Origin of the sequence: Pelomonas candidula, assembly GCF_043555985.1 — a bacterium.
GTDB lineage: Bacteria > Pseudomonadota > Gammaproteobacteria > Burkholderiales > Burkholderiaceae_C > Pelomonas > Pelomonas candidula.
Window position 1 is genome coordinate 64,071 of sequence record NZ_JBIGIC010000008.1, and the last position, 17,315, is coordinate 81,385.

Below are 17,315 nucleotides of genomic sequence, written 5' to 3' on the forward strand. Positions count from 1 at the left end.
ATGCCAACATAGTATCGGGAAGCTAGCGGAATTGAAACTGGATAGCTACTGGCTACCCACATGTACCGGTACCGTATCGGTACTCGGTACTGCACCGATATGGCCCAGAAGGTCGTCCGCCGCGGGTGGTTGATTGGTCCTTGCCACGCTGGTGAGAGACGCCGCGTTCGCATGTCCGCGCGCGCTGGTCAGAATCGACCGACTTGATGGTGTATCGAATATCTAGAAAACCATTTTGTGGTGTTTTTGGCGACTGCCGCAGCGTACAGAATATATTGTGTGCAGCGCTCTTCAAATATCGCTTTCCGGAGGCGTCACGATTATCCTCATAATCATCACGTCAGATTAATTTGGCGAACTCGCCATTGCGGAAATGCAGCAGCTGTCCAACGCGCATTGCGCCCCCGAAATCCCATCCGTTCCGAGGCGCCGCGGTCGGCCGCCAGGCTCACTGTCGAAGGTCATGCGAGACGACCGCGTCCTTGGGCTGCACCACTTCGCATTTCTGCGCGCTGGCCTCCACGGCCTGGACCTGCAGGCCGCGTTCGTCCGGTACTTGGCCTGGTGCGATTCCACCACCGACCTCCGGCACGCGACGCACCGCCACGCTGCTCTGCTCGCAATTGTCCGGTCGGCCTGCGGCCAGCTCGCCTCAACCCTACCCAGCGGACACCCGGCGCACCAAGCGTTGGCGGACCTCCAGTTCAACATGAGGCCTGCCGCGCGAACGCTGCCTTCGCTGGATGAGTGGGCCGCAAGCGAAGGGCTGGACCGCGACTTCTACTCCGAGGAGGAACTCCTGGCGGAGTACCGCGCTGCGCACGGACTGGACAACCTAGATGCCGCTCGCGCGGCTGAAGAGGCGGGCTGGCAGGACAGGGCGGGGAGGGCGGTCAAGGCGCTCAACTTGGCCGAGGCGCTGCTCGCGCGCAGGCCATCGGTCCACGACAGCGTCGATGCCTGGCTGGACAGGACGGTCGCGCGGCGTCTTCGCGCCGCGGGCCTGGCGACGCTCTCGGACCTGGTGTTGCGCATAAACACGCGTGGGCGTCGCTGGTGGCGACGCAGCGGCGTCGGCGAGCGGCGGGGTGACCGCATCGTGCAGTGGCTGCTTGCGCAGCGCGACGCCCTGGACGTTGACCTTCGGCCGCACAGCATTTCGCCTGCCGTGCAAGGTGAAGTGACGTCGGTGCGCCATGAAGTCACGGGGCACGCCTATGAAATCATCATGCCACGCCAGTTCGGCCTTCTGCCCCTGGAGCAGCTTGCGGTACCGCGTGAGCTTTCGGGTGCGTCCGGTGTTTTCCGTAGCCACGGCCCCAACACTCTCGGCGCCTCGAACGACCTAGAAGCCGTCGAGGCCTGGCTACAGCGCTTCGGTGAGCGGTCGGCCACCCTGCGGAGCTACCGCAAGGAGAGCGAGCGGTTCCTCCTTTGGTGCCTGCTCGAAGTGGGCAAGCCGCTCTCATCGGTGACCAGTCCAGACTGTCAGGCGTTCCGAACATTCCTTGCGGCCGTGCCTGCTAAGTGGGTCAACGTGATGCCAGTGAGTCGGTCGGACGCCATGTGGCGCCCATTCCGCGGGCAACTGAGTCCGGCTTCGCAACGCCAGGCCCTCGTCATTGTTCAGGCGCTCTATGAAGGCTTGGTAGCTGCCGGCTACCTGGTAGCTAACCCGATGCGCTCGGTCTTGAAGGCCTCGGCCTTGCCGGCTGTGCGCATGCAGGTCCAGCAGCGGTCGTTCACAGCAGCCGAGGTTCAACATCTTCGTATGAGCGTGGAGCTCGAGGCTGATGGGCCTCACCGGCGCCGACTTCGCGCGCTGGTCGAATTGCTGCTGGCGTGCGGAATCCGCCTCGACGAGCTTGCGCAGGCAACACATTCGGACCTTCGTCAGGTAGAGGTCGACGGTGAATCATCTTCGGCATGGGTGCTCACGGTCGTTGGAAAGCGCCGAAAGGCGCGCGAGGTCCCGGTGCCGGACGACGTCGTCGCGTGGCTTGAGGCACATGCGCTCGACTTGCCGGCGGCGACAACAGCGAGGCCGCTAGTCGCAGCCCTCGAACCGGCGCCAGGCGGGGCCGGAGTGTCAGGGAGGGCACTCACGCCCTCCGGTCTCTACGCGCTCCTCAAGCGTTTCCTCGGACGATGCTCGGCTACAGCGGCGGCCAGAGGTCTAGATGATGAACATGTGGCAGCGGCATCCACGCACTGGTTGCGTCATACATTCGGGCGTCGCGCTGCAGTCGCCGGTGTCCCGGTCGAGGTGATTTGCCAGGCCATGGGTCACGCGTCGCTCACGACCACGTCCATCTACTTGACGCAGGAGCGAAGCCGCATGATTCGCGAACTGCGGCGGATTCCGAACCAAGGATAGGACTATGCACATCACCGACGAGCAACTTCGCGCGTTGAGCGAATCCGAGCGCTTCTTGCGCCGGATGTCTGGATGGGCCCTGCCGCCCGAGGTGCGAGGGGAGCTCGACCACCTACTCGCCGCCTACGGCGACCTGTCTCGTCAGGCTGACCCCGTTGGAAGGGCGGCAACAGTGCCACCAGCGGCTCCGGTCGCTGGCCTTGCAGAGCTCCGTGCACCCGTCCTGGGAGAACGACCATTTCCTGGCAATCTCAAAGAGCGTCTGCCGGAGTGGACGGCTTCAGTACCGGACGGATGCCCGCCGACCCCGTTCGATATCACGGAGGCACTCGAACGCATCAAGGTCGTCGGTTGCGAGACCAGCTGGCGTTGGTTTGACTACGCAAGGGAAAATGAACTGGGCGGCCTGCAGCCCGCCGGAGCCATCGAATTCTTCGATGGTGCCGAAGCACTCAGGCACATGCTCTGGCGCATGTCGAATCCACGGTGGAATGGGGGCGAACCGGTACGTCGAGTCGCATTCCTAGGAATTGATGGAGTGCTGTACCCGCAGCCGCGACGGCCGCCAAACTCCTTCGAGAGCTTGAAGCGCCGCGTTGAAGGGAACGCTGCAATCGAAAAGTTGGAGGACTGTCTGAGCGCAGGTGGGCTTGACGTTGTGGTGCACTCTCACTGGCGCACTCGTCTCACTCGAGTGCAGCTGCTCGATTTGCTGAGCATGGAGGACGGTGGTTTCGGCGGAACAAGCGGGTGCGCCTGTTGCAGTTCAGGCAGCTTTCTGGTCGGCACGACGCTCTCGACGCTGGATGGAGCTTCAGGCATTCGAGATGCGGTTGCCCGGATGCGGCTCGGGGATGACGACTACGTTGTCATCGACACCGATGCCGACCTGCTCGCTGACGTTGCGGGCCAGGCTCTCCGCTGCGACGGCAGCCGCGGCATCGACGAGGCATTTGTGGATGCTCTTTGTGAGCGTGTAAGCATCGGGAACCCACTCGCCTTCAGGAGGAACGGGCAGGAGTAGCATGAGTTCACCAAGCTACTGGGGCGGGCGATGGAACAGCAGAAGAACTGGACGTTGTCGGTCGCTGGAACGCTCGACGACATTCGGGCGGCGCTGGCTCAAGTCGCGCCAGCTGGCGTAGGCGAAGGTGCAGCCTTTCGCGTCACGGCTGCTGTGGCGCCGGAGGTCCCTGCGCTTGCCCAACACCGAGACTTGCTTGCGGCGATTCCGACCCCCTATGGATGGAGGGACGTCGCTCCGTTTGCGCCCTCTGCCGCCGTGTACTTCATGGACGGCTACTCGAACGCAAGGATTCGGCTCAGAGGCTCCGGCGAGGAGCTCTTCCTCGAGTTCTGGGACAGGAACACTTCCATCGCTGCCAGCGCACCGCAGGTGTACGAGCCCGCACGCGAGGAGTCGCTGGTCTACACCCCTGTTCCCCCACCGCTGCAGGCCTACGCGAAGCTGCCGGAAGCCACTCCAGATAGGTACAGACAACCAACGTCTCAGCATCTCATGCAAGTGGTCAGCATGAACATGAAGGCGAAGGACTCAGGTGCGCGGCTGCTCATCGGTCTGCCCTACGCTGAAGGCTATCCGGAGCTGTTCTTTCGCAAGGACCTGTTCGGTGTGACTCGACGAGACACATCAGCTGCAAGCTATGGAGTGGTTCACTCACTGACAGACTTCACCGAGAGCAATGGCGACCGTACGCCTCACACGAACGGCTACCCGGCACGCAGCTTCTTCGCCATCTACCATCTCATCGAAACTCCTATCGGCGCGCTCTTCAACAAGAAGGCCACGCAGATGGAGCTCCAGCCTGGAGGCGACGGGAAGCTCGCGCTGAAGCTGCCACCAATACCGTTCAAGTATTCGCTCATCAATGCGCCGATACCGCTGCACCTGGCGTCAGACCCGGACGGCGAGCCCGTAGCAGACTTGGTATCTGCGATGCACCACGATGGCGGTGCAGCCGCCGTCGAAACTTCTGACGCGTGGCCATGGCACAGACCAGACCTCGAACGCGTTGCTGCTGCGCAAGCAGCACTGCGAGCCGAGTAGATGGCGGCGCTTTTTGATGGGCCTTGGTGGGAGCGCGTTGTGGTTGCTTGGAACAGTAGCCCGGTGAAGGCGCGGCTCGCTGGGTTCGGCGCTGCGAGGTTCGTTGTTGCAGACGGCCAAGGCGATGTCGTGGTGGAATGGGGCATCGACGGCATGGCGACCAGATGCGAGGCACCTCCAAGCGGATGTCCTGTGTTTACCGCGACCGCGGTTCATTGGGTTCAGTTTGTCAGTGGCGACTTCACTGCCGCAGCCGGCGTGCTGTCCGGGAAGATTCACTTCCAAGGCAGCATCAGAACACTCTTGCCATACACGCTCGCGTTCAATGAGCTTGCCAAGGTAGCGCGCCCGTTCGTCTGACCTCGCGGTGCTTGGACGGCGGCCGCTTTGACGCAGTCGAGCCAGGACAAGCCGCACACCTCGCCATGGGGAGATTTTGGGAACTCGCCTGTACACGACCGTACGGAAGGGTACAGAAACACGACGAACTTGGCTCGCTAAGTTATTGATTTGTATGACGTTCTTCTCGATGTCGTAGCTACGAACCAAGGGGTCGTGGGTTCGAATCCTGCCAGCCGCACCAAAAAATCAATGGGTCAGCACCGCAAGGGGCTGACCCATTTTCTTTGGGCCGGCGCGGTCGGTCCGGTTCAGCGTTGGCGGCGCAGGGTCTTGGCCGCGGCCAGGATGGCGGCGCGCTCGGCGTCATCGAGCCGTGCCGCGTTGCGCACCTGCTGCGCGAGGCGGGGGTGCCGGGCGAAGCGCGCCTCGTGGCGCAGCAGGAAGTCCCAGTACAGCGTCGTGAACGGGCAGGCCCGCTCACCGGTACGTTGCTCAGGGCGGTAGCGACAGCTGCGGCAGGCGGGGCTCTGGCGGTCGATGTACCGGCCGCTGGCGATGTAGGGCTTGCTGGCCATCAGGCCGCCGTCGGCGTACTGGCTCATGCCCAGCGTGTTGGGCAGTTCCACCCATTCGACGGCGTCGACGTAGACGCTCAGGTACCACGCATGCACCTGTGCGGGTTCCACGCCCAGCAGCAGCGCGTAGAGGCCCGTCACCATCAGCCGCTGGATGTGGTGGGCGTAACCATGCGCCAGCGTCTGCCCGATGGCGTCGCGCAGGCAGGCCATGTCGGTGTCGCCGCTCCAGTACCAGCTGGGCAGGTCTTCGTGGGCGTCAAGGGCGTTGGCCTGCGCGTAGCCCGGCATTTGGGTCCAGTAGATGCCGCGCACGTACTCCCGCCAGCCGAGGATCTGGCGGATGAAGCCCTCGCCGCTGGCCAGGGGCACGCGGCCGGCGCGGACCTCGGCCTCGGCGGCGGCAATCACCTCCCGCGGCGTCAGCAGCTTGAGGTTGAGCGCGGCCGACAGCTGGGCGTGGTACAGCCAGGGCTCGCCGGGCCAGATGGCGTCCTGGTAGGGGCCGAACAGCGGCAGGCGTTCGCGCATGAAGGCCTCCATCGCCTGCAGGGCCTGGGCGCGCGTGAGTGGCCAGGCGAAGCTGTCCAGCCGCCCGGGGTGGCTGCCGAAGCGCTCGCGCACCAGTGCGATGACGTCGCGCGTGAGCGTGTCGGGCTCGAAGCGCGGCGGCCGCGGCAGGTCGAAGCCGGGTCCTTGCGGGCCGAAGGCCTCGCGGTTCTCGACGTCGTAGTTCCACTGGCCGCCCAAGGGCTCGCGCCCGTCCATCAACACGCCGTGGCGCTGCCGCTGCTCGCGGTAGAAGAACTCCATGCGCAGGCTGCGGCGGCCCTGCGCATGCGCGGCGAAGTCGGCGGGCGTCGTGTAGAAATGGCGGTCCTCGCGCAGCTCCAGCGGCACGCCGGCATCGTCGGCCACAGCCTGCAGCGCCTGCAGCACGCGCCAGTCGCCGGGCCGCGTCAGCACCAGGCGCGAGGGACGCAGCCGCTGCACGTCGGCGCGCAACTGGGCCGCGAGGCTGGCGGCTGTGCCGGCGTCGTCCAGCCGGCGGTAGTGCAGCGGGCGCCCCTGCTCGCGCAGCGCCTCGGCGAAGTGCCGCATGGCGGCGAGGAAGAAGGCGATGCGCGGCTGGCTGCTCCAGACATGCGTGGATTCCTCGGCCGCCTCGGCCATCCAGGCCGCATCCCGGGCCGCGTCGAAGCCATCGAAGGCGCTGGCGTCGAGGTCGAGCTGGTCGCCCAGCACCAGCACGAGGTGGCGCAGCGGTTCACGCATCGGCGGCCTTGCGGTGGCGGCGGCAGCGGTCGCTGCAGTACTTGACCTCGTGCCATGTCTTCGCCCACGCGCGTCGCCAGCTCATGGGGCGGCCGCAGGCCAGGCAGGGCTTGCTGGGCAGGTGGGCCTTGTTGCCCTTGTGTCCGTGGTTTCCGTCGTGGCGTGTCGGCATGGTCAGAGCGGCTGGAAGCGTGGCGCCGCGGCGGGGTGCCAGTGGCCGGCGGCGTCCTGCACAAAGCTGCCGCGCGCCTGCGCGTGCGGATGCAACGGCGCTTCGGCCAGCGTCAGCACGGGTGCGAAGCAGACGTTCGTGCCTTCCATCAGCGCGCACCACTCGTCGCGCGTCTTCTCGCGAATGCGCGCGGCGACGCGCTCGCGCAGCACGGGCCACTGGCGGTGGTCGTGCTGGGCGGCCGGGTCGACATCGGTCAGGCCCAGGCGCTGCAGCAGCTCGGCGTAGAAGGCCGGCTCCAGTGCGCCCAGCGACACGAAGCGGCCGTCCGCGCATTCGAAGCAGTCGTAGAACGGCGAGCCATGCAGGAAGAAGTTCTGCGCCGGCGCGTCGCTCCAGCGGCCGGCGGCGCGCAACGAACGCAGCAGGCTGGACAGCAGGCCCACGCCGTCGACCATCGCCGCGTCCACGACCTGCCCGCGTCCGCTGTGCTGCGCGGCCCACAGCGCGGCCATCAGGCCGAAAGCCAGCAGCATGGCGCCGCCGCCCATGTCGCCGATCAGCGTGGCCGGGATGCTGGGCGCCGCCCCGGCGCGGCTGGCAACGGACAGCACGCCGGTCAGCGCCACGTAGTTGATGTCGTGGCCCGCCGCCTGGGCGAGCGGGCCGGACTGGCCCCAACCGGTCACGCGGCCGTAGACCAGGCGCGGGTGGCTGGCGCTGAAGGTCTCGGGCCCCAGGCCCAGCCGCTCCATGACGCCGGGGCGAAAGCCTTCGATGACGGCGTCGGCCCCCTCGATGAGCCGGCGTGCTTCGGCCAGCCCGTCGGGGTTTTTCAGGTCCAGGCAGAGGCGCCGCTTGCCGCGGTCCAGCCCAGTGCCGGTGTCCAGCACCGGCGCGCCCGGACGCTCGATGACCAGCACGTCGGCGCCATGATCGGCCAGCAGCATGCCGGCCAGCGGGCAGGGGCCGATGCCGGCCATTTCGATGACGCGAAGCCCGGTCAGCGGGCCGGCGGAGGAGGGCGCTTGCATCGGACAATGCTCGCATGAGTCCCGCACGGCCGTCCGAAGGGACTCGCCTCGGAGTGCGAAGCACGGAGATATCTCAATTGAACAAGGCCTTCACCAAGGAACCCGACGGTCAGGACGACGATGACGGCGACGGCCCCTCGCTCCCGGCGTTACCGGCCGGCACGCGCAACTACATGACGCCGGCCGGTTACGCGCGGCTGCGTGCGGAGTTCATGCAGCTCATCGACGTGGAGCGGCCCAAGATGGTCGAGACGGTGTCGTGGGCGGCCAAGAACGGCGACCGCTCGGAGAACGGCGACTATCTCTACGGCAAGAAGCGGCTGCGCGAGATCGACCGGCGGCTGCGCTTCCTGACCAAGCGGCTGGACATCGCCGAGGTCGTCGACCCCAGCGTGCATCATGGCAGCGAGCAGGTGTTCTTCGGCGCGACGGTGACCTACGCCAATGCCCGGGGCGACGAGAAGACCATCACGATCAAGGGCATCGACGAATCCGACAGCCTGGCCGGCGAGGTCAGCTGGGTGTCGCCGATTGCGCGCACGCTGCTGAAGGCGCGCGTAGGCGACGAGCTCAATCTCGTGACGCCGGTGGGCGTCGAGAAGATCGAGGTCGTCGAGGTGCACTACCCGGTGCCTGCCGCCGGGGATTGATCAGGACTTCTTCGGGGCCGGCTTCAGCATGGCGTCGGCGCGCGCCTTTTCTTCCGGGCTGAGCCTGGCGGCGATGGCCGGCAGTGCCGTTGCGGCCTGCTCGTTGCCCAGACTCTTGGCGAGCGTGCACCAGGCATAGGCCGAGGCCATGTCCTTGTCGCCGCCCTGGCCCTGGGCCAGCATGACGGCGAGGTTGAACATCGCGTCGGGCTGGCGGCGCTGGGCCGCGGCCTGGAACAGCTGGCGGGCGGTCGCGTAGTTCTGCGCGACGGCTTCGCCGCGGTAGAAGTAGGTCGCCAGTGCGTTCTGCGCGTCGGCGTGGCCTCTCAGCGCAGCGTCCTTGTAGAGCACGATGGCGCGCTCGGGCGCGGGCGCTGCGGTGCCCTCGCCCAGATCCATCATCCGCGCCGCCTCGTAGGTGGCTTCCAGATGGCCGGCCTTGGCGGCAGCGCCGAAGTAGGCGCCAGCGCGGTTGAGGTCCAGCGGGATGCCGGGTGGCTGCTTGGGCAACTGGTGGTGGTAGAGCTGGCCCAGCATGTAGAGGGCCGTCGTGTCGCCCGCCTCGCCGGCCGCTTCCAGGTAGGCCAGCGCGGGCTTGGTGTCGACCTGGGTGCCGATGCCGCTGAGGTGAGCCTGCGCCAGCAGCGTGCCGGCGGGCTCGAAGCCGAAGTCCAGCGCCTTGCTCCACCACTTGTAGGCCTGCGCGGGGTCGCGCTTGGTGCCCTGGCCGGTCAGGTAGATGCGCGCCAGCAGCAGCGTCGCCTCGACACGGGTGTTGATGTTGTCGGGGTGCTTGGGGTCGAACTGCAGGCGGTCCTTGACGGGGTCGTAGCGGGCGTCGACGACCTGGCGCAGCCATTCGACGGCCTTGGGCGTGCTGGCCGGCGTGCCCAGGCCCAGCAGATGGATGCGGCCCAGCATCAGGGCTGCTTCCTCGTAGCCGAGCTTCTTCCAGCCTTCCTCGAACCTGGCGCGGGCCTCCGTGTAGTTGCCGGCCTCGTAGGCTTCGAAGGCCTGGGTCAGCGACTTGTCTTTGCGGGCGATCCAGTTGCGGCCGGCGGCAAACCGGTTGTCGTTGGCCGAGCAGGCCACACCGGGCGTCTGCGCCGTCAGCCCCGAGGCCGTGTCGGCGGTGGGGTCGGTCAGCCCGCTGGTGACGTTCTGGGTCTTGGCGTTGCCGTCCGGACTGAGATCGCTGAAGCGCTCGGCCTCGTTGGACGGGTTGTCCAGCATGTTGAAGTCACGCATGTAGGCCAGCGTGACGTCGTCGTCGGCGGCCGAGTAGCCGCTCATGAAGGCGCAGGACGACGCGAAATTGCGCGACAGGACCTTGTTCTTGGCGGCGGTGACGATCGAGGGGTCGACGCTGCCGTTGCTGCGCTGGCCCGTCACCTTGACGGTGTCCAGCGTGTTGGGGGCCCCGGCAGGCGCGCTCGCGGCCTGCTGGGCGTGGGCGGCCGATACCGCCAGGAAAAAAGCCAGACCGGCTTGCGCCGTCCAGCTTCGAGTGAAGAAAGGACGGGCGCAGCCGGTCATGGGGTCTCCTGGTTGTGGTTCAGCGCGGGCTGCGCAGCGTCATGCCCACCGTGTAGCGGCGGCCGCTGTAGCCGTCCGAGTAGATGCTCGGGATGCCGTCGGCATAGTCCTGGTAGCCGCCCGTGGTGTTCTGCGTGCGCTCGCCGGTCAGGTTGCGCACGTCGGCAAAGATCTCCAGGCCGTTCTTGAAGCGGTAGGACATCTTGGCGTCGACGTAGCGGGTCATGTTGCCGAACTGCGGGGCGCCGGGGTTGTAGGGGGCGCGGTAGCTGGTGGTGCCCACGGACGGATAGTTGTTCACGCCCAGGTTGTTGGTCGTGTTGGGCGTGAACAGGTAGTAGCGTGGCGCCACGACCTGCATCGCGACGCGGGCCTGGAAGGCGCCGTCGTCATACCAGAGCGACGCGTTCCACGAGTACTTCGGTTCGTTGACCACCGGCAGCACGTCACCGCTGATCAGGTCCCGCGTCGGCAGGCCCTGGGTGGAACGCAGGCGGCTGTAGTTGGCGTCGACGCCGGTGTAGCGCAGCACGTAGGGCAGGAAGGTGAAGGCCGTCTTCACACCGAACTCGATGCCGCGGCGGGTGGACGCGGGGGCGTTGTCCCACTGTGTGTACGAGAACTCGTAGTCCTTCAGCGGCGTGCCGGTCTGCGGGTCGATGGCCGTGCTGTCCTTGAACACGTTCTGGTTGTTGCGCACCGTGCCGATGGTGGGCGCACCGATCAGGCCGCGCTGGCGGAAGACGTTGACCGACATGCTGGTGTCGCGGTTGGCGTACCACTCCAGCGACAGGTTCTGGTTGGTGTTGGTCTGGGGCTTCAGCGCCGGGTTGCCCATCGTGCCGGAGCAGGTCTGGTTGGGCGAGTTGCCCTGGTCGTCGGGCTCGGTCTCCTCGATGATCTGGCTGATCGTGCAGGTGCCGCTGGGCAGCAGCTTGGACACCGGCGGGCGGGCGACCGTGCGACCGAGGGCGTAGCGCAGTGCGAGCTTGTCCTCGACGGGCCAGAGGGCCAGGTTCAGCGACGGCATCACGTCGGTGGCGCTGTCCTTGATCGACGTGTTCTGGCTGACGACGTAGCTGCTGACCGAGCCGACGTTCGTCGTCGGGTTCCAGTCGGCGTTCTTGCGAATCGATTTGAACGACATGAAGCCCGTGGCGTTCACGTCGGTCTTCACCATGCGCACGCCGACGTTGCCGGCGAGCTCCATGTGGCCCCACAGCGGGATCTCGAAGTCTTCCATGACGTAGGCCGCCGTGGACTTCTCGCGGAAGCTGGAGTACGGCATGTCGTAGACCTTGCCGTCGCTGGCCGTGCAGCTGCGGAAGCAATCCAGCCGCACGGGGATGCCGGCCAGCGCGAACAGCTTGTCGATGTCGATCTGGTTCCAGCCGTTGATCAGCGTGTCGGGGCGGTCCTTGGAGCCGCCGTAGAACTGGGCCGCAGGGTTCAGCGTCAGCGTCGACTGGATGAGCTGCTGGTACTGCGCCTGCGTCAGCGTCGTGGTGCCGGCCGGTGTGCTGCCGATGCCGGCGTTGAGCACGTTGCTGTTGGGCACGTAGCCGTAGGCGCAGGGCTGGCCACCCGTCCCCACGGAGCCGGCGGTGTTCTCGCAGCCGATGACGTTCCAGCGCGTGTTGACCTGCGGCATGTAGACGCCGGACTTGAAGCCGGCCGTGCCGTAGGTGCCGACGGGGTCCTGCAGCGTGCCGCCGGCGCCGTTCCAGGTCTTGCCGCCGGTGTCGCGGAAGTTGAAGCCGCCCTTCAGCGAGGTCAGGAAGGGCACCTTGTCCACCATGTTGTAGGCCAGGTCGACCTTGGCGGTGCGCTCGGTGCTTTCGGTGTCGAAGGAGCGGATGACCTGCAGCAGCAGGTTGTTGGTGTACTGCGCGCGCTGGGCAGCGGTGTAGGCCGGCGTGGCCAGCAACTGGGTGGCCGATGCAGCGGTGGCCGCCTGCGCGGTGGCCGGGTTCAACGCCGAGTAGGCCGACCAGTTGAACTGGTTGATGTTGTTCGTGCCGTCCGGCAGCGTGAACGCCCACAGGCCGTTGTCCTGCAGCGAGTAGGTGGCCCGGCCGTAGGTGTAGCTGTAGGACGCGCGGCGGTCATAGCGCAGGGCCGTGGACTTGGTCGAGCCGGCCATGAAGTTGGCGCTGAAGCGGCCGTCGCGGTACTCGCCGCCGGTGGTCAGCGTCTTGTTGGTCGTGTCGATGGAGCTGAAGATGGTGTCGGTCGTCAGCACGCCGCCGTCCGTCGTGTAGCTCGTCACGTGGTGGCTGGAGTCGACCGTGTAGCCCGGCAGGATGCTGGTCGTGGTGCCAAGCACCAGCGGCGCATTGCTGGCGCGCCAGGAATAGCTGGGCAGCAGCGAGCCGCTTGCGCCCGTGGCCAGCGAGCGGGTGTTGGTCGTCGTGTTGTCCGTGAAAGTGCCGGCGCCGTTGAAGATCGGCGTGCTGCCGACGCCCAGGAAGCCGACCGTGTCATCGACGTGGCGATCGCTGCGGGCGAACTTGCCGAAGACGGTCAGCTTGTCGTTGACCTTGAAGTCCAGGCGGATGTCGCCGCTGTTGCGCCGGTCGTCCTGGCTCTTGACGGTGTAGCGGAAGCCGACAGTCTTGGACGGCGTGTAGTCGTTCCACTGCGACAGGCAGGTCAGTTGCTCGTTCTGGCGCGCGGTGTAGGCTGCGGTGCGGCTGCTCGATGCGATGGCCGCTGTTTGCGCAGCTGTCAGATTCGGGAAGATCGTGAAGCAGTCGGCCTTCGACTGGGCCGCGGCCGACTTGGTCAGCAGCTCCACCGGTGTGGCCGAGTTGAAGACGCCACCGGCTGTCAGCGGTACGGAGCTGAGCGGGGTGTTGATCGTGTCGCCGTAGGCCGTCGACGGGTTGAAAGTGAAGGTCTTCTCGGGCGAGTTGTCGAAGTCCGCCGCGCGCGACAGGCCTTCCTGGCTGTTGCTGCCGCCCTGCGCGATGCCGTGCTGCTCGTTCTTGTAGTGGGCGCGGCCCAGGTTGGCGATGACGCCCAGGCGCTTGTCCAGGAACTTGTCGGCCAGCACCAGGTTGAAGTTGGGCGTGGTCTTCTTGTTCAGGTCGCTCTGCGTGGCCTCGACCTTGAAGGAGTAGTAGGGCTTGTCGAAGTCCAGGCCGGTGCGGGTCGTGATGATGATGCCGCCGCCCAGGGAGCCTTCGGTCATCGCGGCCGTGGACCCCTTGACGACGTCGACGCTCTTGATGAGGTCGGACGACAACTCGCGGAACTCCGTGCCGCGGCCGTCGCCGCCGTTCAGCAGGTCGGTGCCGGCGCCGGAGCGCACAGCCATGCCGTCCATTTCGACACGGGTCAGTTCCGGGCCGTTACCGCGGATGGAGACGTTCACGCCTTCGCCGAAGTCACCGCGGTCCAGCGCCACGCCAGCCACGCGCGAGATCGCCTCGCCGATGTTGCGGTCCGGGAACGCGCCCACGTCCTCGGCCACGATGGAGTCCTGCGCCGTCGCCGCGCGCTTCTTGCGGTCGATGGCGGACTGCTGCGACTTGCGCGTGCCGATGATCAGCACGGATTCCAGCTCGTTGATCGGGGCCTTGGCCTTGGGGGCTTCTGCGGGCTTGGCGGCCGGCTGCGCCGGTGTCGCCGCGGAGGCAGCCGTGGCGGGCGCGGCCGCCTGCTGGGCCAGCGCGGCCTCGGTGGCCAGGAGCGAAAGGGCGATGGAAACGGCGGCGCCGATGCGGTCGCGCCGCAGCGTGGGTTGGCTGGTCGTGGTCACGAGTGGTCTCCGTCTGCAGGGCCGGTGCGAGCCCGGCCGTTGTTGTTGTCAAAAGGGAGTGCCTTGGGCGGAGAAACGTCGTTTCATTCCGTTTTCAGGCGACGGAGCGGACCTTAAACAGGGGGTTACAACACGAGAAATACGATTTCTGTGATTTGCTATCCCGCAAAGGAATACCGGGGCCAGAAACAGTGGTTAACCCGGAGACTTGAACAGAAACACTCAGCGCCGTGATCGCCCCTCGCTCTCGCGGGGGCGTGTCGACAACGATGTCAGGGCTTGACCCTGGAAACGCGCTGAACGGCCGGGGTGCGGCGCAGCACGCGCAGCACGTCGGCCAGGTGGAGGCGGTCGCGCACGGCCAGCAGCAGGTTCATCTCGACCTCTTCCAGCGCCGGTGCCTCTTCGCCCATGGCGATGTGGGTGATGTCGGCCTCGGCCTGGGCCACGGCCTGGGCAACCTGGGCCAGCACGCCCTTGCCGTTGGCGAGCAGCAGCGTGACGCCGACCTCGAAACTGCGCGTCAGCTCGTCCGCCCAATCGACGCGAATCCAGTGCTCGCTGTCGCGCTGGAACAGCTTCTTGCCGACCGCGCAGTCGCAGGTGTGCACGACCAGGCCCTCGCCGCGGCCCAGGTAGCCGCGCACCTCATCTCCAGGGATCGGCCGGCAACAGCTGGCAAGTTGCACGGATGCACCCTCGCTGCCGTCGATAAGCACGCTGCCGCGATCCACCGGCGCCTCGGCGAAGCGGCCCAGCGTCAGCGCCAGGGCGTCGGGCTTCTGGCCCTGTTCGGCCATCAGCCGGGCCATCTTCTTGGCGATGATGGCGGCGATCTTGCGGCCGGCGCCGATGTCGACGAGGAGCTGCTCGGTGCCCGAACTGCCCGCCCAGGCGGCCAGCTCGTGCCAGATCTGCGCGGCCGGGTCGTCCGCCTCCAGGCTGGGCAGGCCCAGGCCTTCGACGCGCATCGCCTGGGCCAGCATCTTCTCGCCCAGCTCGCGGGACTCTTCCTGCTCCAGGTCCTTCAGGTAGTGGCGGATCTTGGAGCGGGCGCGGCCGGTGCGGGCGAAGCTCAGCCAGGCCGGGTTGGGGCTGGCGCCGGGCGCGGTGATGATCTCGACGATGTCGCCGCTGCGCAGCTCGGCCCGCAGCGGCACGGCCTCGCCGTTCACCTGGGCGGCCACGCAGTGGTCGCCGACGTCGGAGTGGATGGCGTAGGCGAAGTCCACCGGCGTCGCGCCCTTGGGCAGCGCCATGATCTTGGACTTGGGCGTGAAGACGTAGATCGCGTCGGGGAAGAGGTCGATCTTGACGTGCTCCAGGAACTCGTTGGCGTCGCGCGTCTCGTCCTGGATGTCGATCAGGCTCTGCAGCCAGCGTGCGTTGGCCTGCTGCGCCGCCAGCGCCGAGGCCGGCTTGCCGCGGCTCTTGTAGATCCAGTGCGCGGCCACGCCCTGCTCGGCAATCTGGTGCATGCCCTCCGTGCGCAACTGGAACTCCAGCGGCGTGCCCAGCGGGCCCATCAGTGTCGTGTGCAGCGACTGGTAGCCGTTGTCCTTGGGATTGGCGATGTAGTCCTTGAAGCGGCCCGCCTGCGGCTTGTAGAGCTGGTGCAGCACGCCCAGGGCCGTGTAGCACTGCAGGCCTTCCTCGGTCAGGATGCGGAAGCCGAAGATGTCGCTGACCTGGGCGAACGACATCAGCCCCTTCTCGCGCATCTTCTTGTAGATCGAATAGACCGTCTTCTCGCGCCCCTGCACCTCCACGCGCAGGCCGGCCTTTGTGAAAGCGGTGCGGATCTCGCCCTCGATGCGCGAGACCAGGTCGCGCCGGTTGCCGCGTGCCTTGGCCACGGCCTTGGACAGCGCCGCGTAGCGCCAGGGGTGGAAGTACTGGAAGGACAGGTCCTCCAGCTCGCGGAAGGTCTGGTTCAGGCCCAGCCGGTGCGCAATGGGCGCGTAGATGTCGAAGGTCTCGCGCGCGATGCGGCGGGCCTTGTGCGGCGCCATCGCGCCCATCGTGCGCATGTTGTGCAGGCGGTCGGCCAGCTTGATGAGGATGACACGCAGGTCGCGCGCCATCGCCAGCAGCATCTTGCGGAAGGACTCGGCCTGAGACTCCTCCTTGGTCGAGAACTGCAGCTTGTCCAGCTTGGTCAGGCCGTCGACGAGGTCGGCCGTCGTGGCGTCGAACTTCTCGATCAGCTCGGCCTTGGAGACGCCGCAGTCCTCCACGACGTCGTGCATCAGCGCCGCCATCAGCGCCTGCGCATCCAGCCGCCACTCGGCGCAGATGCCGGCTACGGCGATCGGGTGGGTGATGTAGGGCTCGCCGGTCGCGCGCTTCTGGCCCAGGTGGGCTTCGTCGGCGAACTTGTAGGCCTCGCGCACGCGCTTGACCTCGGCCTTGCTGAGGTAGCCGAGCTTGGGGAGGAGGGCGTCGAAGGAGGCCGCCTCCGCTGCGGTCGGAGGCGCCGGCTGGCGCAGACCCGGGAGGGTGAACCAGGCGGTGAGGGAACGTTGGGCCATATGGCCCCGAATTTATCCGAAGCTAAAAAGGCAACGGGCGTCCGAGGACGCCCGTTTCATGTTCGGCAGGTCGCGGCTTAGACCGGAACCTTGCGCAGCATCTCGACGCCGACTTCGCCGGCGGCGATTTCGCGCAGCGCGGTCACGCCGGGCTTGTTCTTGCTCTCGATGCGGGGGCTGTGGCCCTGGCTCAGCATGCGGGCGCGGTAGGTGGCGGCCAGCACGAGCTGGAAGCGGTTCGGGATCTTGGTCAGGCAGTCTTCGACGGTGATGCGGGCCATGGTGTTCCTAGTGGTGATGCGCGATCAGGGCAGATCGAGCGCCTGAAAGACGGCCGAGCGGTTTCGGCGCTGAGCCGCGTATTTTAGCCGCTGCGCGTGGACGATGGTCTTGAGGTCGAAAACGGCGGTGTCGAACACCGCGTTCACGACGACGAAATCGAAGTGCTGCGCCTGCGCCACCTCGAGGCGAGCGGTGTTCATGCGCTTGGCGATGACCTCGGGTGCCGTGTCGCCGCGGCGGTTCAGCCGCAGGCGCAGCTCGTCCCAGCTGGGCGGAAGGATGAAGATCAGCACGGCGTAGGGGAACAGCTGCTTGATCTGCAGCGCGCCCTGGAAGTCGATCTCCAGCACGACGTCCTCGCCATGCTGCAGCCGGTCCTCGATGCCGGCGCGCGAGGTGCCGTAGAGGTTGCCGTGCACTTCGGCCCACTCGAAGAATTCGCCGCGGTCGGCCATCGCGCGGAAATCCTCCGGCGTGATGAACCAGTACTCGCGGCCGTGCTGCTCCTGGCCGCGCGGCGCGCGGGACGTGTGGGAGATGGACACGGCCAGGCGCGCATCCAGTTCCAGCAGGGCCTTGACGAGGCTGGACTTGCCGGCGCCGCTGGGGGCGGCGACGACGAAAAGATTGCCGGGGTATTCCATGTCGCGGGGTCGTTTTTCGATGTTCTGCCGTGGGGTTCGGCCGGCCCGCAACTTTAGCTTGGCGGC

13 protein-coding genes are annotated in these 17,315 nt (G+C 66.8%); 5 read left to right on the forward strand and 8 right to left on the reverse strand.

The features are described from left to right. Positions 1 to 463: 463 nt before the first annotated feature. From ACG04R_RS16595 to ACG04R_RS16610, 4 genes are all read left to right on the forward strand, one after another. On the forward strand, positions 464 to 2,377 hold the full coding sequence (locus tag ACG04R_RS16595) for a phage integrase family protein (RefSeq protein WP_394412952.1): 1,914 nt from the start codon (positions 464 to 466) through the stop codon (positions 2,375 to 2,377). Positions 2,378 to 2,381: 4 nt separating this feature from the next. Next, a complete protein-coding gene (locus tag ACG04R_RS16600) occupies positions 2,382 to 3,401 on the forward strand; it encodes an HAD domain-containing protein (protein WP_394412955.1) in 1,020 nt (339 codons plus the stop codon). 30 nt (positions 3,402 to 3,431) lie between these two features. Then, positions 3,432 to 4,445: a hypothetical protein gene (locus ACG04R_RS16605; protein WP_394412958.1), complete on the forward strand. Its 1,014-nt coding sequence runs from the start codon at positions 3,432 to 3,434 to the stop codon at positions 4,443 to 4,445. Positions 4,446 to 4,508: 63 nt separating this feature from the next. Next, entirely contained in the window at positions 4,509 to 4,805 is a 297-nt protein-coding gene (locus ACG04R_RS16610; protein WP_394412961.1) for a hypothetical protein, read from the forward strand. Positions 4,806 to 5,095: 290 nt separating this feature from the next. On the opposite strand, the gene ACG04R_RS16615 is transcribed toward ACG04R_RS16610, so the two are convergent. The 3 genes from ACG04R_RS16615 to ACG04R_RS16625 are packed head-to-tail and all read right to left on the reverse strand — an operon-like array spanning position 5,096 to position 7,843. Next, complete coding sequence (locus tag ACG04R_RS16615) at positions 5,096 to 6,637, reverse strand: cryptochrome/photolyase family protein (RefSeq protein WP_394412964.1); 1,542 nt, start codon at positions 6,635 to 6,637, stop codon at positions 5,096 to 5,098. Continuing rightward, positions 6,630 to 6,809: a DUF2256 domain-containing protein gene (locus tag ACG04R_RS16620; RefSeq protein WP_394412967.1), complete on the reverse strand. Its 180-nt coding sequence runs from the start codon at positions 6,807 to 6,809 to the stop codon at positions 6,630 to 6,632. The genes ACG04R_RS16615 and ACG04R_RS16620 overlap by 8 nt, the downstream gene beginning before the upstream one ends. Positions 6,810 to 6,811: 2 nt before the next feature. Further along, positions 6,812 to 7,843, reverse strand: a complete 1,032-nt coding sequence (locus tag ACG04R_RS16625) for a CaiB/BaiF CoA transferase family protein (RefSeq protein ID WP_394412971.1) — start codon at positions 7,841 to 7,843, stop codon at positions 6,812 to 6,814. A 77-nt stretch (positions 7,844 to 7,920) separates the two neighbouring features. Here ACG04R_RS16625 and greB point away from each other — a divergent pair, with 77 nt between their 5' ends. Further along, positions 7,921 to 8,493, forward strand: a complete 573-nt coding sequence (gene greB, locus ACG04R_RS16630; RefSeq protein WP_394412974.1) for a transcription elongation factor GreB — start codon at positions 7,921 to 7,923, stop codon at positions 8,491 to 8,493. Here the strand turns inward: greB and ACG04R_RS16635 are convergent, their stop codons facing one another. The 5 genes from ACG04R_RS16635 to gmk all read right to left on the reverse strand — a co-directional run bounded on the left by ACG04R_RS16635 (position 8,494) and on the right by gmk (position 17,249). Further along, entirely contained in the window at positions 8,494 to 10,029 is a 1,536-nt protein-coding gene (locus ACG04R_RS16635) for a tetratricopeptide repeat protein (protein ID WP_394412977.1), read from the reverse strand. A 19-nt stretch (positions 10,030 to 10,048) separates the two neighbouring features. Continuing rightward, positions 10,049 to 13,792: a TonB-dependent receptor gene (locus ACG04R_RS16640; protein ID WP_394412980.1), complete on the reverse strand. Its 3,744-nt coding sequence runs from the start codon at positions 13,790 to 13,792 to the stop codon at positions 10,049 to 10,051. Positions 13,793 to 14,064: 272 nt separating this feature from the next. Beyond that, complete coding sequence (locus tag ACG04R_RS16645) at positions 14,065 to 16,323, reverse strand: RelA/SpoT family protein (RefSeq protein ID WP_394412983.1); 2,259 nt, start codon at positions 16,321 to 16,323, stop codon at positions 14,065 to 14,067. Positions 16,324 to 16,400: 77 nt separating this feature from the next. Beyond that, positions 16,401 to 16,604 carry a DNA-directed RNA polymerase subunit omega gene (gene rpoZ, locus ACG04R_RS16650; RefSeq protein ID WP_268166323.1) on the reverse strand — a complete coding sequence of 68 codons (204 nt, stop codon included), beginning with the start codon at positions 16,602 to 16,604 and terminating at the stop codon, positions 16,401 to 16,403. 24 nt (positions 16,605 to 16,628) lie between these two features. After that, positions 16,629 to 17,249 (reverse strand): guanylate kinase, encoded by a 621-nt coding sequence (gene gmk, locus ACG04R_RS16655; RefSeq protein ID WP_394412986.1) that lies wholly within the window; start codon positions 17,247 to 17,249, stop codon positions 16,629 to 16,631. Between the last annotated feature and the right edge of the window lie 66 nt (positions 17,250 to 17,315).